This is a genomic window from Aquabacterium sp. (assembly GCF_035476535.1).
Taxonomy (GTDB): Bacteria; Pseudomonadota; Gammaproteobacteria; order Burkholderiales; family Burkholderiaceae_C; genus Pseudaquabacterium.
This window is the reverse complement of sequence record NZ_DATILJ010000257.1, coordinates 1-20,719: the sequence shown is the minus strand read 5'-3', so window position 1 is coordinate 20,719 and position 20,719 is coordinate 1. Positions and strand designations below refer to the sequence as shown.

Annotated in this window: 22 protein-coding genes and 3 pseudogenes; 13 read left to right on the top strand and 12 right to left on the bottom strand. The window is 67.6% G+C overall.

Annotation, left to right across the window (positions count from 1 at the left end):
• Positions 1-53 precede the first annotated feature (53 nt).
• Genes VLK61_RS25785 through VLK61_RS25765 form a run of 5 tightly spaced genes read right to left on the bottom strand, consistent with a single transcriptional unit; the run spans position 54 to position 3,098 of the window.
• The gene (locus VLK61_RS25785; protein ID WP_325425398.1) at positions 54-548 is read right to left on the bottom strand and encodes an arsenate reductase ArsC; all 495 of its coding nucleotides are present in this window, start codon (positions 546-548) and stop codon (positions 54-56) included.
• A 9-nt stretch (positions 549-557) separates the two neighbouring features.
• Complete coding sequence (locus tag VLK61_RS25780) at positions 558-1,046, bottom strand: ArsI/CadI family heavy metal resistance metalloenzyme (RefSeq protein ID WP_325425396.1); 489 nt, start codon at positions 1,044-1,046, stop codon at positions 558-560.
• An 11-nt stretch (positions 1,047-1,057) separates the two neighbouring features.
• Positions 1,058-1,381, bottom strand: coding sequence for an ArsR/SmtB family transcription factor (locus VLK61_RS25775; RefSeq protein WP_325425394.1), 324 nt, complete (start codon positions 1,379-1,381; stop codon positions 1,058-1,060).
• Positions 1,382-1,417: 36 nt separating this feature from the next.
• A complete protein-coding gene (locus VLK61_RS25770) occupies positions 1,418-2,458 on the bottom strand; it encodes an NAD(P)-binding domain-containing protein (RefSeq protein ID WP_325425392.1) in 1,041 nt (346 codons plus the stop codon).
• The gene (locus VLK61_RS25765) at positions 2,451-3,098 is read right to left on the bottom strand and encodes a TauD/TfdA family dioxygenase (protein ID WP_325425390.1); all 648 of its coding nucleotides are present in this window, start codon (positions 3,096-3,098) and stop codon (positions 2,451-2,453) included. The genes VLK61_RS25770 and VLK61_RS25765 overlap by 8 nt, the downstream gene beginning before the upstream one ends.
• Before the next feature lie 78 nt (positions 3,099-3,176).
• On the opposite strand from VLK61_RS25765, the gene VLK61_RS25760 reads away from it, so the two are divergent.
• The 4 genes from VLK61_RS25760 (at position 3,177) to VLK61_RS25745 (ending at position 5,720) form a co-directional block, all read left to right on the top strand.
• Positions 3,177-3,785, top strand: coding sequence for a Crp/Fnr family transcriptional regulator (locus tag VLK61_RS25760; protein ID WP_325425388.1), 609 nt, complete (start codon positions 3,177-3,179; stop codon positions 3,783-3,785).
• A 146-nt stretch (positions 3,786-3,931) separates the two neighbouring features.
• A complete protein-coding gene (gene sugE, locus VLK61_RS25755) occupies positions 3,932-4,246 on the top strand; it encodes a quaternary ammonium compound efflux SMR transporter SugE (protein WP_325425387.1) in 315 nt (104 codons plus the stop codon).
• 168 nt (positions 4,247-4,414) lie between these two features.
• The gene (locus VLK61_RS25750) at positions 4,415-4,603 is read left to right on the top strand and encodes a hypothetical protein (RefSeq protein WP_325425386.1); all 189 of its coding nucleotides are present in this window, start codon (positions 4,415-4,417) and stop codon (positions 4,601-4,603) included.
• A 592-nt stretch (positions 4,604-5,195) separates the two neighbouring features.
• On the top strand, positions 5,196-5,720 hold the full coding sequence (locus VLK61_RS25745; RefSeq protein ID WP_325425384.1) for a hypothetical protein: 525 nt from the start codon (positions 5,196-5,198) through the stop codon (positions 5,718-5,720).
• A 155-nt stretch (positions 5,721-5,875) separates the two neighbouring features.
• Here the strand turns inward: VLK61_RS25745 and VLK61_RS25740 are convergent.
• From VLK61_RS25740 to VLK61_RS25715, 6 genes and pseudogenes are all read right to left on the bottom strand, one after another.
• Positions 5,876-6,034, bottom strand: a pseudogene (locus VLK61_RS25740) (branched-chain amino acid ABC transporter permease); the annotation flags it as partial.
• Positions 6,035-6,140: 106 nt separating this feature from the next.
• Positions 6,141-6,926 (bottom strand): crotonase/enoyl-CoA hydratase family protein, encoded by a 786-nt coding sequence (locus VLK61_RS25735; RefSeq protein WP_325425382.1) that lies wholly within the window; start codon positions 6,924-6,926, stop codon positions 6,141-6,143.
• Between the two features lie 24 nt (positions 6,927-6,950).
• Positions 6,951-9,299: a molybdopterin-dependent oxidoreductase gene (locus VLK61_RS25730; RefSeq protein WP_325425380.1), complete on the bottom strand. Its 2,349-nt coding sequence runs from the start codon at positions 9,297-9,299 to the stop codon at positions 6,951-6,953.
• Positions 9,300-9,355: 56 nt separating this feature from the next.
• The gene (locus VLK61_RS25725; RefSeq protein WP_325425378.1) at positions 9,356-9,973 is read right to left on the bottom strand and encodes a 2-hydroxychromene-2-carboxylate isomerase; all 618 of its coding nucleotides are present in this window, start codon (positions 9,971-9,973) and stop codon (positions 9,356-9,358) included.
• 62 nt (positions 9,974-10,035) lie between these two features.
• Positions 10,036-10,764 carry an SDR family oxidoreductase gene (locus VLK61_RS25720; protein WP_325425376.1) on the bottom strand — a complete coding sequence of 243 codons (729 nt, stop codon included), beginning with the start codon at positions 10,762-10,764 and terminating at the stop codon, positions 10,036-10,038.
• A gap of 11 nt (positions 10,765-10,775) precedes the next feature.
• A complete protein-coding gene (locus VLK61_RS25715; protein ID WP_325425374.1) occupies positions 10,776-12,338 on the bottom strand; it encodes a class I adenylate-forming enzyme family protein in 1,563 nt (520 codons plus the stop codon).
• Between the two features lie 146 nt (positions 12,339-12,484).
• Between VLK61_RS25715 and VLK61_RS25710 the strand changes: the two genes are divergently transcribed.
• The 7 genes and pseudogenes from VLK61_RS25710 to VLK61_RS25680 all read left to right on the top strand — a co-directional run bounded on the left by VLK61_RS25710 (position 12,485) and on the right by VLK61_RS25680 (position 18,287).
• A complete protein-coding gene (locus VLK61_RS25710; RefSeq protein ID WP_325425372.1) occupies positions 12,485-13,063 on the top strand; it encodes a TetR/AcrR family transcriptional regulator in 579 nt (192 codons plus the stop codon).
• Positions 13,064-13,122: 59 nt separating this feature from the next.
• Complete coding sequence (locus VLK61_RS25705; protein ID WP_325425370.1) at positions 13,123-13,905, top strand: SDR family oxidoreductase; 783 nt, start codon at positions 13,123-13,125, stop codon at positions 13,903-13,905.
• A gap of 79 nt (positions 13,906-13,984) precedes the next feature.
• Entirely contained in the window at positions 13,985-15,352 is a 1,368-nt protein-coding gene (locus tag VLK61_RS25700) for an MATE family efflux transporter (RefSeq protein WP_325425368.1), read from the top strand.
• Positions 15,353-15,383: 31 nt separating this feature from the next.
• A pseudogene (locus VLK61_RS25695) lies at positions 15,384-15,745 on the top strand (TetR/AcrR family transcriptional regulator).
• A gap of 99 nt (positions 15,746-15,844) precedes the next feature.
• A pseudogene (locus VLK61_RS25690) lies at positions 15,845-16,339 on the top strand (NADP-dependent oxidoreductase); the annotation flags it as partial.
• 85 nt (positions 16,340-16,424) lie between these two features.
• Positions 16,425-17,129 carry an SDR family oxidoreductase gene (locus tag VLK61_RS25685; protein WP_325425366.1) on the top strand — a complete coding sequence of 235 codons (705 nt, stop codon included), beginning with the start codon at positions 16,425-16,427 and terminating at the stop codon, positions 17,127-17,129.
• A 78-nt stretch (positions 17,130-17,207) separates the two neighbouring features.
• On the top strand, positions 17,208-18,287 hold the full coding sequence (locus VLK61_RS25680; RefSeq protein ID WP_325425364.1) for an alkene reductase: 1,080 nt from the start codon (positions 17,208-17,210) through the stop codon (positions 18,285-18,287).
• 188 nt (positions 18,288-18,475) lie between these two features.
• On the opposite strand, the gene VLK61_RS25675 is transcribed toward VLK61_RS25680, so the two are convergent.
• Positions 18,476-19,300, bottom strand: coding sequence for a helix-turn-helix domain-containing protein (locus VLK61_RS25675; protein WP_325425362.1), 825 nt, complete (start codon positions 19,298-19,300; stop codon positions 18,476-18,478).
• A gap of 437 nt (positions 19,301-19,737) precedes the next feature.
• On the opposite strand from VLK61_RS25675, the gene VLK61_RS25670 reads away from it, so the two are divergent.
• The gene (locus VLK61_RS25670; RefSeq protein ID WP_325425360.1) at positions 19,738-20,202 is read left to right on the top strand and encodes a (2Fe-2S)-binding protein; all 465 of its coding nucleotides are present in this window, start codon (positions 19,738-19,740) and stop codon (positions 20,200-20,202) included.
• On the top strand, positions 20,199-20,719 hold a 521-nt coding region (locus VLK61_RS25665), incomplete at its 3' end, for a molybdopterin cofactor-binding domain-containing protein (RefSeq protein ID WP_325425358.1). The genes VLK61_RS25670 and VLK61_RS25665, both read left to right, overlap by 4 nt.

Here is a 20,719-nt window from a genome sequence, read left to right as displayed (position 1 = left end):
AGAGGGCTCAGGGCGCTGCTATGTGGCGGCAAAGCACGTTCGTCGTCATGGCTTCAACGCTTCCCGATGTCCTTGACTTCTCGATGGATGGCCAACGAGTCCAGGCTCTTCAATGGCAGTGCCATCATCAGCTCGAGTCGCCGCTTCATCGTGATGGCGGCGTCACGAAAGGCCTTTTGCTTCACTGCTTCGTCGCCTTCGACGGCGGCGGGGTCATGCAGGCCCCAGTGCGCGGTCATCGGTTGGCCGGGCCAGACGGGGCACATTTCGCCGGCGGCCTGGTCACAGACCGTGAAGACGAAGTCCATCTCCGGGGCCTCCGGAGTAGCGAACTCCTCCCAGCTCTTGCTGCGGAATCCGTCGGTCGGGATGCGCAGGATTTCCAGTTCGCGAAGTGCCAGCGGATGCACCGCGCCCTTCGGGTGACTGCCGGCTGAAAACGCTTGGAACCGACCTTTGCCAAGCTCGTTCAGCAGGCCTTCGGCGAGGATGGAGCGCGCGGAGTTGCCCGTGCAGATGAACAGCACGTTGTAGGGTCTGTCGGACATGGCAACTCCTCAGCAGCAGGACGAACCAGGCGCCGCGGCGATCGCGATGCCGACCGGTTTGCCCCGCGGCGCAGCACCCGCGCAGCAGGCGCTTGGCTGTGCCGGAGCGACCTCGGGAGTCTTCTCGCTGAAGACAGGAATGCTGCCCAAGGTATGGAACTGCTCCCAGGCGATGCCTTGCGGGTCGGTGAGCCAGTACTTGTCGCTGCGGGCGTAGCAGCAGGTGGTCTCGCCCACGTCCTGCAGCGTCATGTCGGCCGCCTCGGCACGGGCCTTGAGCTCGACGAGTTCCTCTTCCGTGTCGGTCTGGATGCCCAGGTGGTCAACCCCAGACTTGCCGCCTCGCGTTGAGATCGCGAAGTTGAGGCGGGGGTCTTCGAGCATCCACTTGGCGTAGTCGCCTTCGACGCGGGTCGGCTCCGCGGCAAACATCTTCGAGTAGAACGCGATGCTCGCCTGCAGGTCGTCGACGTGGGCGTGGACATGGAATCTCTTCAAGGGGTTCTCCTTCAGCACTTGCAGGACGCTGCCGTCGCGTCGAGGCACTCGACACCCTGGCAGCAGTTTTCGGTGAGGTAGGCGAGCAGCGCGTTCATCTGCCCGTACGCGGCGCGGTAGATGATGTGCCGGCTGGCGCGCTCTTGCGTCACCAGGCCGGCATGCGTCAGCTCCTTCAGGTGGAACGACAGCGTGTTGGGCGGGACGTTCAGCGCCTCGGCCATGGTTCCGGGTGTCAGACCAGTCTGCCCGCTGACAACGAGCGCCCGGAACACCTTCAATCGGACTGGTTGCGCCAACGCGGTCAGCGCCTTGACTACTTGATCATCTTCCATATTTCCACTTTAATAGAAATACAGAATATATGCAAGTCAGTGTCGCCCGTCGCTCAGCCAGCGCAGCAGATGGTTCACAACGTGGCCAGCGTCGGGGCCGACGCCGCGCAGCGTGGCTGAGGCGAAGTTGCGTTGCCGAGGCAGGCCGACGTAATAGAGGCCCTCTGTGTCCGCGATCCCCGCTCGCTGTCGGACGCGCCGGTGCTGATCGATCGGAACCAGCGGCGCCAGGAAGTCCAGGTTCGGCCGGTATCCGGTCGCGAGCACGATCGCATCGATGCGCTCCTCCTTGCCGTCCGACCATGTCACGCCGTCAGGTGTGGCCCGCTTGAACATCCGCCGCCTGTCCGGCCGGCCGGCGCGGACGGCTTGGCGACAGCGACCATCGTCGAGCACCGGCGTGCTTTCGTCGCTGAGCCAGCGCGTGCGGTCCAGGCCCGACCAGCGAAGCCAGAAGTGGAAATCACGCCCGAGCACGCGCTGAGGGACAAACCTGATGGGTCGTCGTGTCGCCAGGCTCACGCGCTTGTGCTCGCTGAGCTCGACGGCGATCTGCACGGCGGAGTTCGCCCCGCCTACCACGACGACACGGCGTCCTTCGACGCTTGCCGCTGATCGGTAGTTCGCACTGTGGAGCACCTGGCCCTTGAAGCCGTCGAGTCCCGAGAGATCCGGTCGGTGTGGGCGCGAGAACGAACCCGTGGCCGCGATCACGCTCCGCGTCGCCAAGCGCTCGCCGCCTTGAATCTCGACCTCGAAGGCGGCGCCCGATCGACTCACGCGCAGGACACGGTTCCGTGTTCTTACCGGCAGGTCCCACCGCTGCGCATAGGCCTGCAGATAGCGAACGACGTCATCCCGCAACGGGTAGGCGTCCGGACTGCCGGGAAGCGGCAGGCCGGGCAGGCTGGAATAGGCAACGGGCGAGAACAGCCGAAGGCTGTCGTAGTAGTGCGGCCAGGACCCGCCGACGCCGTCGCAGGCCTCGAGGATCGTGAAGGTGAGCCCGGCGTTGCGCAGATGCCAGCCGGTGGCCAGTCCCGCTTGGCCGCCGCCGATCACGATGCTGTCAAGCATGGTCAGCGTCTCGTGGCGCCGCTGAGGCTTGCGCGGCGGCAGCGTGTCCCCGACGCAGGGCCACGATGCCGTCCTCGAAGTCAGGCGAGGCCAGCCACAGGCGCCAGAGGTGACGCTTGCGCACGGGTTCGTCGTGGTCTTCGTAGGACATGCGTTTGTGCAAGATCACCGAGTTCTTCAGCCACTGAATGTCGCGGCGCCGGAAGTCCATGTCCAGGTACAGCGCGGGATCGTTGGCGATCGCCTCGTACAGGCTCAATGCGTCCTGCCGGGCCTGCGTGAGTGGCGGCACAGCGGGCAGGCCGGTCGCATCGCGGATGTACCAGCCGATGAAGAAGGTCGATAGCTGGCCACCGACGCGCCTCACGATCGGCAGCGAGAAGTACGGCTGCGCGCCTGGTGCGTGCTCGCCCTTCAAGTGGAAGTGCCAAGGCTCGAACAGCAGCCGTGCCAGGTCGGGTCGGGCCTGGTGCATCGTGTCGAAGACGCTGACCGAGCTGACGATGCGGCTTTGACCACCGGACTTCGCAGCATGCAGGCACAGCAGGCCGATCACGTCCGCTCCGTCGGTGTGGATGTCCTGTTCGGCGTTCGTCGTCGACAAGCGGACCGTCGGATCACGCGGGTCCGCGCCGGTCATGGTGCTCGAGGAAGGGATCGGTGAGTCGCACTCTAGGCAGGCGCTACCCTTGCGTCTCCAACATTTGTTGTGCCGCCCATGCCGCTGTCACCCCTTGGCCGCCACCAACTCGACCAGTTGACCCTCGCGCACGGGCTCGTGTCCGAGCAGGCACGAAGCGCGATGGGCGAGATCGCGCGCGAGCGTGTGCTGGACAAGGGCGCGTCTCTGCTGGCCGCGGGCGAGCAGGCGCTGCACGCCGGGCTGGTCCTGGGGGGCGTGATCGGCGAGTTCTACGAGGCAGCTGATGGCGCGCGCAAGGCCAAGTGGTTGGCGCGACCGGGCGATGTGTTCGGATCGCTGGAAGACCTGGTCCGCGGCGGTCCTTCGCGCACGTCGATCGAGGAGATCCTGCCGAGCAGCGTCGTGTCCATGCCCTACGCCTGGCTGCGCGAACAGGCCGTGACGCGGCCGCAGTGGGCCTCCTTCTTCGTGTCGTTGCTCGAAGGCCTGTACCGGCAGAAGTCGGAGCGGGAGTACGCCTTGCTGATGCTCAAGGCGGATCGCCGCTATGCCTGGTTCCGTGAACGCTTCGGCTCGCTCGAATCCCTGCTGTCGCAGGAGATCATCGCGTCCTACCTGGGCATCACGCCGGTGCACTTGGGCAGGATCAAGGCGGCGACACGACGGCGGAGTGGATCAGGCTGATGCAGGTTACGGCCGCTTGCCGCCCCGGAACGCACATCTACCGAACCCTCCTTCGCGCAGTTTGACGGATAGATCGTCCTCGCATGGCATGGGTGGTTGCCGAACCACAGTCGCTGTCGACAGGTCGCATCGGTAGAGTTCGATGCATGCCTTGGACGCTCATCATCTTCGCAGGACTGTTCGAAATCGGCTGGGCCATCGGGCTCAAGTACACCGAGGGCTTCACGAAGCCCGTGCCAACCGCGCTGACCGTCGCCGCCATGGTGATGAGCATCGCCTTGCTTGGCCTGGCGATGAGGCATCTGCCGGTCGGCACCGCCTACGCGGTCTGGACGGGCATCGGTACGCTCGGGACGGTCATCCTCGGCATCGTGCTGATGGGCGATTCGGCGGCAGCCGTCCGCCTTGCATGCCTGGGGCTGATCATGATCGGGATCGCCGGCCTGAAACTGTCGAGTTGAGTCGACGCGGCCCCGAATGACCGTCTCGGTCCGCGAAGGCAGGGGCGTCGATCGCTCGCAAATGCAGCTCATCGGAACGTGCTGCGCGTTCGTCGCACGGGGGTGGCTGCAGGGGGCGCCCATCCCTACAGTGCCTTCATCGAACAACGCATGCCACAGGAGCCCACCATGACCCGTTTCAGCCTGATCACCGTTCGCCAGCAAGTCGCTTCGTTCGGCGTCGCCACAGCGGTCACGCTGGCCGTGCTGAGCTCGATGACGGGCCTGGCCCACGGCTACGATATCCAAGCGCAGCAAGCCGAAACTTCGAATGTGGCCGTGCAGACCGTCGTCATCGTCGGCAAGCGCGCGGCTTGAAGCGCGGGACTGGCCATAGACACATCATGCTGAAAGCTGCTGCGCTCATCATCATCGGCGCCCTGGGTGTCGGGAACGCGCAGGCCGAGCAACCTCCGCAGCACTCGCCTACCTCGTTGGTGGAGGGGAGCGGTGAAGTCATGGACATCAAGCCTGGAGCCCTGGCCGTTGGCGCAGGGGCAGCGCCCGATTGCGAGGGAAGGGCCAGGCGGCGAGCGCCGCGAAAGGACTACCCGAACGTGATGGGCATGAGCCTGGCGACGTGGCTCGCATCGAGATAGCCCAGGCGCTCGCGGAGGTGGCGTCGATGGCTATCCGGTGGCGCGCGTCAGGACGAGCACATCCTGTTGCGGTGACGCACCTCCGTCGAAGAACCGCGCTCGCGAAGTACCAGGTGGGTTCATTCCTTGGTGATGCGTAGGTCGTCGTGTGCAACCTGTGGGCAGGCAAAACTTGTTTAGGCGGCCGTCGGCGAGATCGAATTTGCCGTCTCGTCTGGCGCGACTGGTGATCGCGTCTTCGTGGCCGGCGCTTCCTGGCGACTGGGGGCTTCTTCACCTTCAGCTCGACCATCAACCCCGATGTTGCTGCCATGTTCGCCAGCGCATCGATCGCAAAAAAGTTTGCTCTTTCCACGAATCAGATCGGAGATGCGATCGTCTGGCGCGACATGTGGCCGGCCATTGCAGCATTCTTCGGGATGCCGGTGGGCGAATCCCGGCCGATGCACTTGGCCGAAGAGATGCCCAAGCGCGCTGATCAGTGGGAACGAATCGCCGAGCAGCACGGTTTGCGCTTGAACTCGATGCAGGCCATCGTCGGATCGTCGTGGCGCTGCGCCATGCGCTGTCCGACCCGCTCGCGGGTTTCGCTTGGCGCTGCGGCGCCGGCGACGATCCAACAATGGACAGCAGCAACTCGAGGCCAAGAGTCTGCTGGCGCGGCACTTCCGAGGGCGCCTCAGGGCCAGTGGCGAGTAGACTTTGTGGGCGACGAGAATCGCGTTGCCTGGGCACTCGAAACCGTTCCGCAAAGATTTTCTGGCCTGCGCAGATCCTGGCGCTCCGCACCTCGAATTCGCGGATTGTGCGGAACTGATATCGATCTAACTCCTTGATTTCATTGAGATGATCGCGAGACTCTTAATCCGTTGGTCGAGTGTTCGAGTCACTCAGGGCCCACCAAAATAGCTAGCAAAAACAAGCACTTACAGCGATCGCGCTGTAAGTGCTTTTTTGCTTACGGGCCACCGAAAGCAAATCGCAAGCAGCTCCCCAGGAAGGCAGCGTGGCCGATGGAGAAGAGCCCGGTGAAGCCCGCCAGCAGCATCAGCCCCATGCCGACGATGGCGTAGATCAGGACGAAGGTGAGCTGGGCGAGCCAGTACTCGGCGAACAGCCAGGGCGCGGCCAGCAGCAGCAGCAGCACGAGGCTGCCTTCGGAGGGTTGAAGTCGGTCAAGCAGAAGGACGGCACGGTCGTCGTCGAATCGGAGTTCTTCAAGGATTGAAGTGGCAGCCTGGTGGTTCTGTTCGCGCTCAGCGGCCAGAGAACCTGGCCTTGCGCCGATCCACGAAGGACTGGATACCCTCCTTGAAGTCTTCGGTGGCGAAGACCTGTTCCTTGATCGCGGGGATGCATGCGATCGCGGCCTGCTCCCCACCTTCGATGTAGGCCATGGCGGCCTTCTTGGTGGCGCGCAGGCCGATGGGCGCGCATTCGCAGATGGTGGCGGCCAGCTCGCGCGCACGGTCCATGTGCCGGCCGAACGGATGCACCTCCTGCACGAAGCCCAGCTGCAGCGCGCGCTCGGCGCCGAATTCCTCGCAGGTGAACAGCAGGTGCATCGCGTTGCCCCAGCCGGTGCGCGACAGGTAGCGGAAGTGCGCGCCGCCCAGTGGCGCGATGCCGCGCCGTGACTCCAGCTGCTGGAAGCGGGCGGTGTCGGCGGCGATCACGATGTCCTGCGCCAGTGCCATCTCGATGCCCACGGTGTAGGTGATGCCCTGCACCACGGCGATGACTGGTTTGGTGCAGCGCCGCTCCAGCCCGAAGGGATCGACCAGACCCGGCCGGCGGCGGTTCGGCTCGGCGGTGGGGCCGAAGAAGCGCGGCATGTCCAGCCCGGCCGTGGTGTGCTCGCCGGCGGAGCAGAAGATGGCGACCCAGAGCTCGTCGTTGTCCTCGAAGGTGGTCATGAACTCGGCCACCTGGTCGAGCATGGCCGGGGTGTAGGCGTTCTTCTTCGCGGTGTTGTCGACGGTGATCGTGCAGACATGGCCGTCGATGTCCATCGTCACGCGGCCGGTGTCGGAAGTGCCCATGTTGCGTTCCTTTGCTGGTGGAGATCAATGTGCGACTGCAGGTGCCGGCAGCACCGTGTTCAGCACCGCATCGGCCGGCGCTGCATGCAGCCGCACCGGCACATGCTTGTGGTGCGGCGTGTCGGCCACGCGGTCGCGTGCCGCGCCGTCGGTCAGCCAGTTGATCGGCGGGCCGACCACCTGCCGTATGCCGTCGGCCGCCGGATGCCGCTGGCCATAGCCGTGGGGCAGGGCGACATGGCCGCGGCGCATCGAGTCGGTAGCCTTGGCGCGCACCACCATGCGGGCGCGGGCGGTTTCCACCATCACGGCGCCGCGGTCGGCCACGCCCAGCGCGGTCAGATCGTCGGGGTGGATGTACAGCGCGCCATCGGGGTCGCTGGTGCGGGTGCCGGGGTCGCGCAGGATCTGGTTGGCGTTGTTCAGCCGCCGCTGGCCGGCCGACAGCACGAACGGCCATGCCGGATCCGGGCCGGCCGACTTGGGGTCGAGTGTGCGCAGCCAGTCGAGCATCTGCGGCACGGCCAGGTGCAGCTTGCGGTCGGCATGCTCGATGAAGTCCCACGACGAGGTGTGCACCGAGAAGGCCGCGCCCGACCGTGCGCCGACGACGGTGCGGAACAGCCGTTCGCCCAGCGCCGGGCCGTCGTCGGGCAGCGCATCGGCTGCGTCGACATCGGCACCGGCCTGCAGCGCCTGGCGCACCGCCTGTGGCCGCGTCCGCGCCAGGCGGTGGCAGGCCTGCCACAGCGGTGCGGCCGCCGCAGTGCCGTCGGGCAGCGTGCGGCCCAGGGTCTCGTACAGCACCTGGCTGCCCAGCTTGCCGACGTTCCGGTCGGCCGCGGCAGCGTCGGCGAATGCGGCGCCAAAACGGGCTGGATCACGGGCCGCCTCGCGCAGCGCGTCCAGCACCGCCTCGTCCGGCATCAGGCCCATCGCGCGGCCCAGCCGGCCGTAGATCTCGGGCTCCGGCAGCGTGCCCGGCAGCGGCGGCAGCACCGGCGCGCGGACGTGGAAGTAGTTGGTCGGCAATTCGAAGTTGAAGAGGGTGAACTCGCACTTTTCGTAGGTGGACGAGGCCGGCAGCACGTAGTCGGCCTGTGCAGCGGTCTCGGTGTAGGCCACGTCGACCACCACCATCAGGTCCAGCGCGGCCATCGCCTGCAGCACGCGAGCGGTGTCGGCGGCGGTGTTCACCGGGTTGGCGCTGTCCACCCACAGCACACGCAGGCGGTCGGGGTGCTCGCTGAGCACCGCATCGGGGAACACATTGGGCGACAGCAGGCCGCAGATCACCTCGGCCTGGGTGGCGAAGTGGCGCGCGCCCGGGGTGTTGCCCCAAAGCGGCGCCAGCCAGCTGTGCAGGCCGTGCGTGCCGGGGCGGCTGAAGTGGCCGGTCATCAGGTACAGCAACTTCTCCAGGTAGGAGTTGAGCGTCGAGTTCAGCCCCTGCTGGATGCCCAGTTCCACCCGCACCACCATGGCCTTGGCGTCGAGCACCAGGTGCACCAACTGCGCGAAGTCGTCGGCGCCGACGTCGGCCGCCGCCAGCCACTCGGCCACGGGCACCTCGGCCAGCACGGCCTTGACCTCGTCCGCGCCCACCGCATGTGCGGCCAGGAAGGCCTCGTCGAAGGCATTGCGGCGCATCAGCTCGGCCAGCAGCGCGCCCAGCAGGAACGCATCGGTGCCCGGGCGCAGGGCGATGTGCAGGTCGGCCGCATCGGCCGTCTCGGTGCGCCGGGGGTCGACCACGATCAGCTTGCGCTGCGGGTCCTTGCGCAGGCCGTTGAGCTGGTCGCGCGCGTTCGTGAAGCCGTGCGCCAGCCGCGGGTTGGCGCCAAGCACCAGCAGCAAATCGCAGTGGTGGATGTCCTCGGCGGTGTGGCACATCTGCGAGCCGAAGATGTGGCCGTTCAGCCAGAAGTCGCCGGTCTTCTCCTGCGACAGCGCGTTGAACACCGTGCGGGAGCCCAGCGCCCGCAGGAAGCTGAAGGCAAAGCTGCCGCCGGCATGGTTGCCCTGGCCACCACCGCCGAATGCCGCCACACACTGGCCGCCATGGCGGGACACCACCGCGCCCAGGCGCTCGGCGATCTCGCGGATCGCGGTGTCCCAGTCGATCGCCTCGTGGCTGCCGTCGGCACGCCGGCGCAGCGGCGTGGTCAAGCGGTCGCGGTGGTGCACGTAGCTGGGGATGGCCTGGGCCTTGTTGCACAGGTAGCCCTGCGAGCGCGGGTTGTCGGCGTCGCCGCGCACCTTGACGATGCGCTGGCCTGCGTCGTCGCCGCTGACGCCGAGTTCGACCCCGCAGTTGATGTAGCAGAGGTTGCAGGCCGACTTGTGCCAGGTGAGCGGGGCCGCCGCACTCACTGGGGACCCTTCGTGCTGCGCACTCCGGGATTCGCTCTTGGGGCGGCCCGGCGAGCTCATGACGCCGCCCCGGCGAGGATGGCCTCCTCCACGTCGCCCAGCCGGTCCTTGCCGAACCACAGCTCGCGGCCGATCAGGAAGCTGGGCGAGCCGAAGGCGCCGTGGTCGTGCGCCGACTGGGTGTTGGCCAGCAGCGTGGCCTTCACCTCCGGGTCCTGCGACAGGGCCAGGATCGCCTGGCTGTCCAGGCCGCCGGCGTCCAGCGTGGCGGTGAGGGTGGGCAGGTCGTCCATGTTCCGGCCGTCCTCCCACATCGCCGCATACACCACATCAACATAGGCCGGCAGGCAGCCGAACTTCTGCGCGGCACAAGCGCCGCGCATGATCTTCAGCGTGTTGACCGGGAAGTGCGGGTTGAAGCGGTACTTCGACAGGCCGTGCCGGGCGACGAAGCGGGTGATCTCCATGCGGTCGTAGGCCTGCTTGTTGGGGATGCCGGCAAACGCCTCGCCAGGCGACCGGTTGTTGGACAGCTTGAACAGCCCGCCCAGCAGGATCGGCACGTACTCGAACACGGCGCCAGTGCGGGCCTCGATGGCCGGGATCACCTTGTGGCACAGGTAGGCATTGGGGCTGCCGAAGTCGAACAGGAACTTGACATGGACGGGCGGCATCGCGGTGCTCCGGGTGGGGTGGCGGGGGGCAGGGCGCAGGGGAAGGGTGGGGCCGGCGCGGCTCACCAGCTCTCCATCCACGGTCGCAGCTCGGTCTCGTGCGACCAGGCGTCGCGCGGCTGCCGGTGGATCTGCCAATACGCCTCGGCGATGCTGTCGGGGCTGAGGATGCCCTGCCGGTCCTTCTTGGCGTAGCTCTCGGGGAAGTTGGTGCGGATCCACTCGGTGTCGATCGAACCGTCGATCACGGTGTGTGCGACGTGGATGTTCTTCGGCCACAGCTCGCGCGCCATGCTCTGCGCCAGCGCCCGCAGCGCGTGCTTGGCGCCGGCGAAGGCGGCGAAGCCCTCGCGCCCGCGCACGCTGGCGGTGGCGCCGGTGAAGATGATGGTGCCGCGGCCGCGCGGCAGCATCACCTTGGCCGTCTCGCGCCCCATCAGGAAGCCGCTGAAGCAGGCCATCTCCCACACCTTGTGGTAGACGCGGGCGGTGGTCTCGGTGATGCTGAAGCGCACGTTGGCGCCGATGTTGAACACCGCCACCTCGATCGGCGCGATGTCGCGCTCGATGGTCTCGACCAGCGACACCATCGCCTCTTCCTTGCGCGCGTCGCTGCCGAAGGCATGGGCCTCGCCGCCGTCGGCGCGGATCTGCTCGACCAGCGGCTGCAGCTTGTCGGCGGTGCGCCGGGTGACGCAGGCGATGTAGCCCTCGCGCGCAAAACGGCGGGCGATGGCGCCGCCGGTGGCGTCGCCGGCACCGATGACGAGGATGGCTTTTCGGTCGGACATGGTGGGTGCTTTCACTGTGGGGGCGCGTCGGCGCCGGGGGGCACCGCCTGCTGCGCCATGGTCTTCATCACGCCCTTGAGCAGCTTGCCGGTGGGCGCGGCGGGCAGGGTGGCCAGGAAACGGATCTCGCCGGGGATCTTGTAGGGCGCCAGATGGTCGCGCAGGTGGGCACGCAGCGCGGCGCCGTCGAGCGACGAACCAGCCGCGCGCTCGACGAAGGCCACGACCTCCTCATTGCTGTCGACCGTGCGGCCGACCACCGCCGACTGCACCACCTCGGGGTGGGCGTTGATGGCCTGCTCCACCTCGACCGGGTAGACGTTCAGGCCCGAGCGGATGATCAGTTCCTTGCTGCGACCGGCGACGGTCAGCGCGCCGTCGGGCTCGGTGCGCACCATGTCGCCGGTGTTGAACCAGCCGTCGGCATCGATCACCTGGGCCGTGAGGTCCGGGCTGCGGTAGTAGCCCTTCATCAGCCCCGGGCTGCGCACCCAGAGCTCGCCCACCTCGCCAGGCGGCACGGCCACACCCCCGGGGCCGACGATGCGCACCTCGACACCGGGGATCGGCTGGCCGACGGCGCAGTCGCTGCGCCGTTCCCCGGTGCGCGTCTGCGCGACCGTGGGTGCACATTCGGTCAGGCCATAGCCGTTGTCCAGCGGCAGGCCGAAGGCGGCCTCGGCCTCCTGCTTGAGCGACGGCGTCATCGGCGAGCCGGCCACCGTCATCAGCCGCAGGCGCGGCGCGGTCAGCGGCGTGCCGGTCTCGCGCGACCAGTCCAGCATCTTGGCCATCATCGCGGGCACGCCGGTGAACACGGTGACCCCTTCGTCGCGCAGCATGCGGGCGGTCTCGGCCGGTGTGAAGCGCGGCGCCAAGGCCAGGGCCGCACCGCCGCACAGGTTGCCCATGAACTGCGCCGTCAGGCCGACGATGTGGGCCATCGGCAGCACGCCGTAGCTCAGGTCGCCGGGGTGCAGGCCGCGCATGCGCGCTGCGCTGGTGGCGGTGAACAGCATGTTGGCGTGGGTCAGCATCACGCCCTTGGGGGCGCCCGAGGTGCCGGAGGTGTAGAGCACGCAGCCCACCTGCTCGCGCGGGTCGGCAAAGCAGGGCTCCGACACGGTGGTCTCGTTCAGCGCACCCACTGGCAGGTCGCCCAGGCCTGGCCAGGGCTGGCTGCGGGCGCCGTGGCGCTCGGCGTGGCGGGCGGCCTCGGGCGATACATGCGGCGTGTACAGCACCCGGCGCGGCTGGGCATGGTCGACGAACAGGTCGATCTCGCGGTCGGACAGCCGGGCGTTGGCCACCACGGTCCAGATGTCCATGCGGCTGGCGGCCAGCACCAGCACGCACAGCGCCACGCAGTTCTCGCCCACCACCAGCAGCCGGTCGCCCGGGCGCAGCCCCAGCCCTTCCAGGTGCGCCTGTGCCGTGCGCGCCGCGGTATCGAGCTGGACGTAACTCAGCGACAGGTGGGCATCGCGCACCGCCGGTGCGTCGGGCGTGTCGGCTACCCAGGGCGCCATGAGCTGGTGGATGCGGGTGAGCGCGTGCTGGGGGTCAGGGGCCATGGTGTCTCCAGGTGCCGGGCGGCCGGCGTCCATGCCGTTGGCTGGACGTCTTGATCGAGGATGACGATCGTCATTCTTCAGGATGACGAGTATCATCGTCCAGTATGACGACTACAATTCAGACGGTCAACACGCGGGAAACCACCATGGGACATTCACAAGCCGACAAGGCGCAGAGCCGCGAGCGCATCCTGCGCAAGGCGGCCGATGCCGTGCGCGATACCGGCCTGGAGTCAGTCAGCGTCAGCAAACTGATGCGCAGCGTGGATCTGACGCATGGCGGCTTCTACAACCACTTCGGATCCCGGTCCGACCTGCTGGCGCAGGCGTTGGAGCGGGCGCTGGTCGAAGGCGCCAAGACGGCCACCGCCAGCATGAAGCCTGGTGATGCGCCGCGCAGCTATGAGACGCGGGTGAAGGGCTACGTCAGCCGCGCGCACCGGGATGCACGCACCAGCGGCTGTGCGATCGCCGCGCTGGCATCGGATGTGTCGCGCGCCGACGAAGCGTCGCGGGCCGTCATGTCGGCGCACCTCGATGATTTCGTCGGGGAACTCACCCAGTCCCTGCACACCCAGGACGAGGGCGACGCCATGCTGGCGGTGAGCGCGATGGTCGGCGCCGTGCTGCTGGCACGGGTGCAGACCGATCAGAAGAAGTCAGACGCGTTGCTGAAGTCGGTGCGTGACCGCCTGCTGGCGCTGAATCGCACCGACCCGGCCTGAAGCCGCACTGTCCACCTCCGCGGCACGGCAACCGAACGGCAACAGCAGGGAATCGCGACATGGCTTCGACCGACCAGCAAGGCTCTGCGGCTTCAGCGCCCGAGGTGGCACTGATCGTCGGCGGCGGCCCCGGCATCAGCGCCAGTTGCGCCAGGCTGTTCGCGCAAAGCGGCATGGCCGTGGCCATCGCGGCCCGCAACCCCGACAAGCCGGCGCTGCAGTCGCTGGCGCAGTCGCACGGCGTGCGGCCCTGTGCCTGCGATGCGGCCGACGCGGCCAGCGTGGCGTCGCTGTTCGCGCAGGTGACGCGCGATCTCGGCGCACCCCGCCTCGTGGTGCACAACATCGACGGCCGGGTGCCAGGCATTTTCCGCAAGGGCATCGCCGAGGCCGACCCCGCCCTGGCGCTGGACACGCTGCGCAACGCGGCGTTCAGCGCCTTCCTGGTCGGCCGGCAGGCTGCGCGGCTGATGCAGGCGAATACGCCGGATGCCAACGGCGCGAAGGGCACGATCGTCTTCACCAACGCCAGTGCGGCGCTGAAGGGCTTCCCGGCCAGCGCTGCCTTCGCGATGGCCTGCCAGGCCAAGACCGGCCTGGCGCAGAGCATGGCGCGGGAACTGATGCCACAGGGCATCCATGTGGTGAACGTGCCAATCGATGCCGCGGTGGGCTGGCGTCAGGAAGACGGCAGCCGTGCACACCGGCTGGCGGGCACGACCACCGATGACAACATGGCCGACCCGGACCATATCGCCGAGATGTATCTGCAACTGCACCGCCAGCATCGGTCGACCTGGGCCTTCGAGGTGGTGCTGCGGCCGTGGAACGAGAAGTGGTGAGCGGCTGCCGGCTGCGGCACGTGCAGGCACAGGCACTGGCGGATGGCGCATGAGGGCCGCGGCAGTTCCACCGCCGCCGTTGTCGGGTCGAGCCCCAGCGCCATCGCTGCTGACGGCACCGATCCTGCCGGCCCTGCTGCGCTTTGCGCTGCCCAACATGGCTGCGATGCTGGCCACCGCGCTGGCGACCGTGGCCGAGACGGCCTATGTCGGCAGTTTCGGCGTGCCCTCGCTGGCCGGCATGGCCCTGGTGTTCCCGATGGTCATGCTGCAGATGATGCTCTCCGGCGGCGCGATGGGCGGCGGCGTGGCTGCGGCGATCAGCCGGGCGCTGGGGGCCGGCGCGCTGGAACGTGCCAACGCCCTGGCGGTGCATGCGCTGTGGATCGGGCTGGCCGCTGGTGGGGTGAACGGTCTGCTGATGCTGGTCTGGGGGCCGGCGATCTATGGCGGCCTGGGCGGCCGCGGCGAGGCGCTGGCGCAGGCCGTCGCCTATTCCAACGTGGCGTTCTGCGGCTCCCTCGGCGTCTGGTTGATGAACACCTTCGCCTCGGTGCTGCGTGGCGCCGGGAACATGCTGGTGCCGTCGGCGACCTTCCTGCTGGTCTCGCTGGCACAGGTGGTCATCGGCGGGGCGCTGGGCCTGGGCTGGGGGCCGTGTCCCCGGCTTGGCATGCCCGGCGTGGCCGCTGGGCAGGTCATCGCCTTCACGGCCGGTGCCGCTTTTCTGTTCTGGTATCTGCGCAGCGGCCGGTCCCAGGTCAGCCTGGCGGTTCGCGCCACGTCGCTGCAGCGGGGCTTGCTGGCCGACATCCTGAAGGTGGGGGCGCTGGCTTGCATCTCGCCCCTGCAGACGGTGTTGACGGTGCTCATCCTGACACGCTTGGTGGCGCAGTTCGGTGCGACGGCACTGGCGGGCTACGGCATCGGCGCGCGGCTCGAGTTCCTCCTGATCCCGATCAGCTTTGCCATTGGCGTGGCGTCGGTGCCGCTGGTGGGCATGGCCATCGGCGCGGGCATGGTGGCCCGCGCCAAGCGCGTGGCCTGGATCGCGGCGCTGCTGGCCACCGCCACGTTGGGCCTGTTGGGCGGGGTCGTGGCCATCGCACCAGGTCTGTGGGTGGGGCTGTTCACGCGCGACCCCGCGGTACAAGCATCGGCTGGGCTCTACTTCCACTGGGCCGGGCCGGTGTACGGCTTGTTCGGGCTGGGCCTGAGCCTGTACTTCTCGGCGCTGGGCGCGGGAAAGGTCGGTGGCCTGGTGCTGGCCGGCAGCTTGCGCCTGCTGGTCGTGGCGATCGGTGGCTGGACGCTGCTGCAGACATCGACCGAGCCTTGGACGGTCTTCGCGCTGGTCGCGCTCGGCATGGCCGTGTTCGGGTTGGCAGCAGCGCTTGCCGTTCGCGTCACGCGATGGGGTGACGAGGGGCTGTCGACAACCCGGTGATGGGCCTGGTTTGTCTTGCCGTTGAAGATGTATGGTGAGCATCATGCGAGAAGAAAAATCCAACGCCAAAACCGCTGCCAAAGAGGCGTCGCACGAGCGCATCGTGGCGGTTGCCGCACGCGCGATCCGCAAGAGCGGCTACGACGGGACCGGTGTCGCCGACATCATGAAGCAGGCCGGCCTCACCCATGGGGCGTTCTACGCCCACTTCGCGTCACGTGATGCGATGCCGGCCGAAGCCGCGGATCGTGCGGGTGCGGAATAGGTGGCGCGCTCGTCACCGTGGCCGCGATGGTCGGGGCCGTCGTGCTGGCCCGCGCCGTCGATGAGCCGGGCCTGTCGGACGCCCTCTGCCAGGCCGCACGGGCCCACCTCGTTCCCCAGCAGGACTGACTCACACCATCGTCCATCGCATTCGCCAAAACGTATGATTAACATCATTTCAATTGGACTTCACAGGTCGATGGATCGTGTGTTCAACGAGGAACCGACGTGAAAGCCTTCGTGCTCGACCGATACGGCAAGCAGCGCGCGCTGCAACTGACCGACGTACCCGTACCCGAATTGCGCGATGACGAGGTGCCGGTGGAAGTGCACGCTGCTGGCGTGAACCTGCTCGACGCCAAGATCAGGAACGGCGAGTTCAAGCTCATCCTGCGTTATGGCATGCCACTCGTTCTCGGCCACGACGTGGCCGGCGTGGTGGTGAAGCTGGGCCGCCAGGCGAAGCAGTTCAAGGTCGGCGATGAGGTCTATGCACGGGCTGATGATTTCCGCATCGGCACGTTTGCCAAGTTCATCCCGGTCAAGGAGTCTTCCCTGGCGCTCAAGCCGAAGGCGCTGAGCATGGCAGAGGCTGCTTCGCTGCCGCTGGTGGGCTTGACGGCTTGGCAGGCGCTGGTGGAAGTGGCCGCCCTGAAGAGAGGGCAGAGTGTCTTCATCCAGGCCGGCTCGGGCGGCGTGGGGGCCTTTGCCATCCAGCTGGCCCCCAGACCCCATTGACCGACAGTCCTGCGGATTCTGCCCTTGCAGCAGCCGTGAGCTTCTTGCCCCCCACTTCAAGGAAACCCTCATGAAAATCGAAAACGCCGTCGTCCTTGTCACCGGCGCCAATCGCGGCATCGGCCTGGCCTTCTGCCGCGCCTTGTTGGCCCGCGGCGCTCGCAAGGTGTACGCCGGTGCGCGAGACCCTGCCAGCGTGACCCTTGCGGGTGTGCATGCGCTGCGGCTGGATGTGAACCAGCCGGCCGAGGTGCAGGCGGCCGTCCAGCAGGCGGCGGATGTGACGCTGCTGATCAACAACGCGGGCATCGCGCAGCCGGGCGGCTTTCTGGCGGCCGACGGCGAAGACACTGCGCGGCGCCTGTTCGAGACGAACTTCTTCGCCATGCTGCGCATGAGCCAGGCCTTCGCCCCCGTGCTCAAGGACAACGGTGGCGGTGGCCTGCTCAATGTGTTGTCGGTCGCCTCCTGGGTGAACGGCGGCGAACTGGCCGCCTACTCGGCCAGCAAGGCCGCCGCGTGGTCGCTGACCAATGCCCTGCGCCACGAGTTGGCGGCGCAACGCACGCAGGTCCTGGGCTTGCACATGGCCTACGTCGACACCGACCTCACGAGGGGCTTCGACGTTCCGAAATCGAGCCCCGAGGACATCGTCAGCCGCGCACTCGACGGACTGGAAGCCGGTCAGCACGAAGTGTTGGCCGATGCGTTCACGCAGCAGGTCAAGCAGGGGATGACCGCGCCCACGCCCAGCTACCTGCCGCAGCCGGCCTGACCTACGCGGCCAGGCCAAGGCTTGGCCCCGCACCGCCTGCCGCCTCCCAACGATCTCCAACCACCTCAAGGACGACCCATGCTCTTCGAACCCTTCCCGCTGCGCAAGGTTCAGCTGGCCAACCGCCTCGTCATGTCGCCGTTGACGCGCAGCCGTGCTGTCCACGACAACACCGCCAATGCGCTGATGGCCACCTACTACGCGCAACGCGCCGGCGCGGGCCTGATCATCACCGAGGGCACGTCGCCATCACCCAACGGCCTGGGCTATGCCCGCATTCCGGGCCTCTTCAACACGCAGCATGTCTCCGGCTGGAAGCTGGTGACGGATGCCGTGCACGCCAAGGGTGGCCGGATCGTGGTGCAACTCATGCACACCGGCCGCGTCAGCCACCAGGCCAACCTGCCGGCCGGCGCCGAAGTGCTCGGGCCATCGGCGGAGCCCTGCCCGGGCGAGATGTGGACCGACGTGCAAGGCAGCCAGCCGCACACGGCGCCGCGCGCCATGACGGTCGCGGACATCGCGACCACCATCGACGAGTACGTGCAGGCGGCCCGCCTGGCCATGGAAGCCGGCTTCGACGGCGTCGAACTGCACGCCGCCAACGGCTATCTGCTGGAACAGTTCCTGAACGCCAACATCAATCGCCGCGTCGACGGCTACGGTGGCACGCCCGAGGGACGCAACCGGCTGGTTCTGGAGGTTGCGGCCGCGGCCGCCCGGGCCATCGGCGCGGACCGCGTCGGCATCCGGCTGTCGCCCCATGGCGTGTTCAACGGCGCCGGCGCATTCCCTGGAGTCGATGAGCAGTATCTGGCGCTGGCCAAGGAACTGTCCGCACTCGGCCTGATGTACGCCCATGTGCTGGACCATTCGGCACTCGGTGCACCGGTCGTTCCGGATGGCCTGAAAGCCGGTCTGCGCGCTGCGTTCGAAGGGCCGTTCATCCTGGCCGGCGGCTTCGTCGACAAGGCGCAGGCCGAGCAAGCGCTGACCAGCGGCCGCGCCGACCTGATCGCGATGGGCCGACCGTTCCTCGCCAACCCGGACCTCGTGAAGCGGCTGCGCCAGGGGTCGCCGCTGAATGCGGTGGACCCGCAGACCTTCTACACGCCCGGGGAGAAGGGCTACACCGACTACCCGGCGCTTCACGCCTGACCCTTTGCTGGCCTCGATTGGCAAGGGAGCGACACCATGGCAGACGTTCAAGATGTGCACGCTCAACTGCGCGCCATCAACCAGTCCGCCGCCTTCAACCGCTGGTGCGGGTTGGAGGTGCGAACTCTTTGCTGTTGCGTCGCAAGAAGAAAAGCTGATCGCCACCGGCGAAACCTTGCAGAGCGTCTTCAAGGCAGCAGCCTAGCAATGTGAAGGCTAGCCTTGCCACTGCCTTTCGAGTGGGCCAATCGAACCGCCTGCGGCGTCGATCCGGTCCACGTCTGGAACGCCCGCACGAAGGAGTTGGGACCCTCGAAGCCGAGCAGGAAAGATATCTCCGTGCCGGACAGCGACGAGTGGCGCAGGTAGTGGTGCGCCAATGAATTGCGCAGGGTGTCGAGCGTCTGCTGGACGCTGCTGCCCTCCTCTTGCAACCTGCGCTGCAGCGTGCGCGTGCTGACGCCGAGTTTTTTGCACACGGCCGGCATGGACACTTCGCCGGCGGGCAAAGCCTCAAGCAGCGCACTGCGCAGGCGTTCGACGGTGCTGGCGTTTTTCTCCAGGTCGGCCAGGCGCTGGCGCAGGGCCGGTTCGAAGAACTTCCACATGCCATGGTTCGCCGTGAGGAACGGGCGCTGCGTGTCTTCCGCCGCGAACACCACGGTGGGCACGGCCAAGTCTTCCACCGGGACGCCAAACCAGGTGGCGTAGGCGTCCGCATCACGGGCCGACAGATCCGGTGCAGGCCACCCTACGCGCAGCGGGTGCACCGGGCTGCGCGTGGCCAGGCGCGCAAGCTGCACGAAGAAGACCAGCTTGAACGCCATGAGCACGCGCGGCGGAGTCAGCCCGCGGTCGAGGAACTCCAGCGCGGCCGTGGTGCCGCGTGCAGTGTGCTCAAGCTTCAGCGCCACCGGCCCGCTCTTGTATTTGGCGAGGCGGGCCAGCGCACCGTTCATGTCTTCGCTGCACAAGGCGACAAAGAGTTCCGGATTGAACCAGTCGGTCGACATCTTCCGCGCAAAGCGCAAAGCGCAAAGGCGCCGGACCGTCCGCTTGCCCGGCCTCCTCATCGATGGCTTCCCACAGCCGGAAGTAGCTTGCGGAATCGAGCCGGACACTGTCCCTTGCGAACAAGTCGCCGGGCAACTTCGCGCGGCGCAGCACATTGGCGCCGTTCACCCCGGCGTCTTGCAGCAGCACCTTCCAAGCGGGCCAGACCGAGAAGGTACGGGCCTGGGCAAGGCGATCGTTGGGAGCAGTCAGGTCGTCGGTACGCGCGGATTGCATGCGTCAAGTCTAGTTCGCGCATCGCGCCAGGGCATTGGCTGATCGCGCCACACAGGTGGGGCCCGTTGGCGCGTTTGGCCCCCACTATGGCGCCATCGGTGCGTGCACGCAGGCGACTCCGTCGAAACAATGGCGTCTTTGCACCGACAGAGCAAGCGACATGAAGCTGACCGTCAACGGAAAGTCCCACGCAATCGACGTCGAGCCCGAGATGCCCCTGCTGTGGGTGCTGCGCGATGAACTGAACCTGCCTGGCACCAAGTTCGGCTGCGGCATGGCGCAGTGCGGCGCGTGCACCGTGCATGTGGACGGTACCGCGGTGCGCTCGTGCGTGACGCCGGTGGGCTCCGTCAGCGGTGCCGTCATCACGGTCGAGGGCCTGGGCACGCCGGCCAGCTTGCACGCCGTGCAGGCGGCCTGGGTCGAGCACCAGGTTGCCCAGTGCGGCTACTGCCAGTCGGGCCAGATCATGAGTGCGGCCGCCCTGCTGCAGAAGAACCCAGCGCCCAGCGACGCCGACATCGATGAAGCCATGTCGGGCAACCTCTGCCGCTGCGGTGCCTATCCGCGCATCCGTGCGGCCATCCACGACGCTGGCAAGCGCATTCGGGGAGTCTCGGCATGAGCAAGCTCGCAACCATCGCTCGCCGCACCTTCCTGATCGGCTCGGCCGCCGTCGTCGGTGGCGTGGCCTTCGGCGTCTACAAGGTCAGGCAGGCGGCGCCCAATCCGCTGCTGGGCGACCTGCCGCAAGGTGCCACCGCACTCACGCCCTACGTGCGCATCGATGGCCAGGGCGTGACGCTGATCACCCCGCGCGCCGAGATGGGCCAAGGCATCCACACCACGCTGGCGGCGCTGGTGGCCGAGGAACTGGATGTGGCGTGGGACAGCATCCGCGTCGAGCACGGCCCGCCGGGCGCGGCCTACTACAACCGGGCCCTGATAAAACACAACGTCCCCTTCGCTGACCTGGACCATGGCCAGGCGGCCGAAGCCATGCGCGGCGCCATGGGCGTGATGGCCAAGCTGGTCCCCTTGCAGATCACCGGCGGCTCCTCCAGCGTGGCCGACCTGTTCGACCGGATGCGTGTCGCCGGCGCGGCTGCGCGGATCGCGCTGGTGGCGGCCGCGGCGCAGAA

What these genes read in the sequence shown, in the direction of transcription:
- VLK61_RS25785 (WP_325425398.1), bottom strand. Translation starts at nt 548, where the DNA reads ATGTCCGACAGACCCTACAACGTGCTGTTCATCTGCACGGGCAACTCC.
- VLK61_RS25775 (WP_325425394.1), bottom strand. Translation starts at nt 1,381, where the DNA reads ATGGAAGATGATCAAGTAGTCAAGGCGCTGACCGCGTTGGCGCAACCA.
- VLK61_RS25770 (WP_325425392.1), bottom strand. Translation starts at nt 2,458, where the DNA reads ATGCTTGACAGCATCGTGATCGGCGGCGGCCAAGCGGGACTGGCCACC.
- VLK61_RS25765 (WP_325425390.1), bottom strand. Translation starts at nt 3,098, where the DNA reads ATGACCGGCGCGGACCCGCGTGATCCGACGGTCCGCTTGTCGACGACG.
- VLK61_RS25760 (WP_325425388.1), top strand. Translation starts at nt 3,177, where the DNA reads ATGCCGCTGTCACCCCTTGGCCGCCACCAACTCGACCAGTTGACCCTC.
- sugE (WP_325425387.1), top strand. Translation starts at nt 3,932, where the DNA reads ATGCCTTGGACGCTCATCATCTTCGCAGGACTGTTCGAAATCGGCTGG.
- VLK61_RS25750 (WP_325425386.1), top strand. Translation starts at nt 4,415, where the DNA reads ATGACCCGTTTCAGCCTGATCACCGTTCGCCAGCAAGTCGCTTCGTTC.
- VLK61_RS25745 (WP_325425384.1), top strand. Translation starts at nt 5,196, where the DNA reads ATGTTCGCCAGCGCATCGATCGCAAAAAAGTTTGCTCTTTCCACGAAT.
- VLK61_RS25735 (WP_325425382.1), bottom strand. Translation starts at nt 6,926, where the DNA reads ATGGGCACTTCCGACACCGGCCGCGTGACGATGGACATCGACGGCCAT.
- VLK61_RS25725 (WP_325425378.1), bottom strand. Translation starts at nt 9,973, where the DNA reads ATGCCGCCCGTCCATGTCAAGTTCCTGTTCGACTTCGGCAGCCCCAAT.
- VLK61_RS25720 (WP_325425376.1), bottom strand. Translation starts at nt 10,764, where the DNA reads ATGTCCGACCGAAAAGCCATCCTCGTCATCGGTGCCGGCGACGCCACC.
- VLK61_RS25715 (WP_325425374.1), bottom strand. Translation starts at nt 12,338, where the DNA reads ATGGCCCCTGACCCCCAGCACGCGCTCACCCGCATCCACCAGCTCATG.
- VLK61_RS25710 (WP_325425372.1), top strand. Translation starts at nt 12,485, where the DNA reads ATGGGACATTCACAAGCCGACAAGGCGCAGAGCCGCGAGCGCATCCTG.
- VLK61_RS25705 (WP_325425370.1), top strand. Translation starts at nt 13,123, where the DNA reads ATGGCTTCGACCGACCAGCAAGGCTCTGCGGCTTCAGCGCCCGAGGTG.
- VLK61_RS25685 (WP_325425366.1), top strand. Translation starts at nt 16,425, where the DNA reads ATGAAAATCGAAAACGCCGTCGTCCTTGTCACCGGCGCCAATCGCGGC.
- VLK61_RS25680 (WP_325425364.1), top strand. Translation starts at nt 17,208, where the DNA reads ATGCTCTTCGAACCCTTCCCGCTGCGCAAGGTTCAGCTGGCCAACCGC.
- VLK61_RS25675 (WP_325425362.1), bottom strand. Translation starts at nt 19,300, where the DNA reads ATGTCGACCGACTGGTTCAATCCGGAACTCTTTGTCGCCTTGTGCAGC.
- VLK61_RS25670 (WP_325425360.1), top strand. Translation starts at nt 19,738, where the DNA reads ATGAAGCTGACCGTCAACGGAAAGTCCCACGCAATCGACGTCGAGCCC.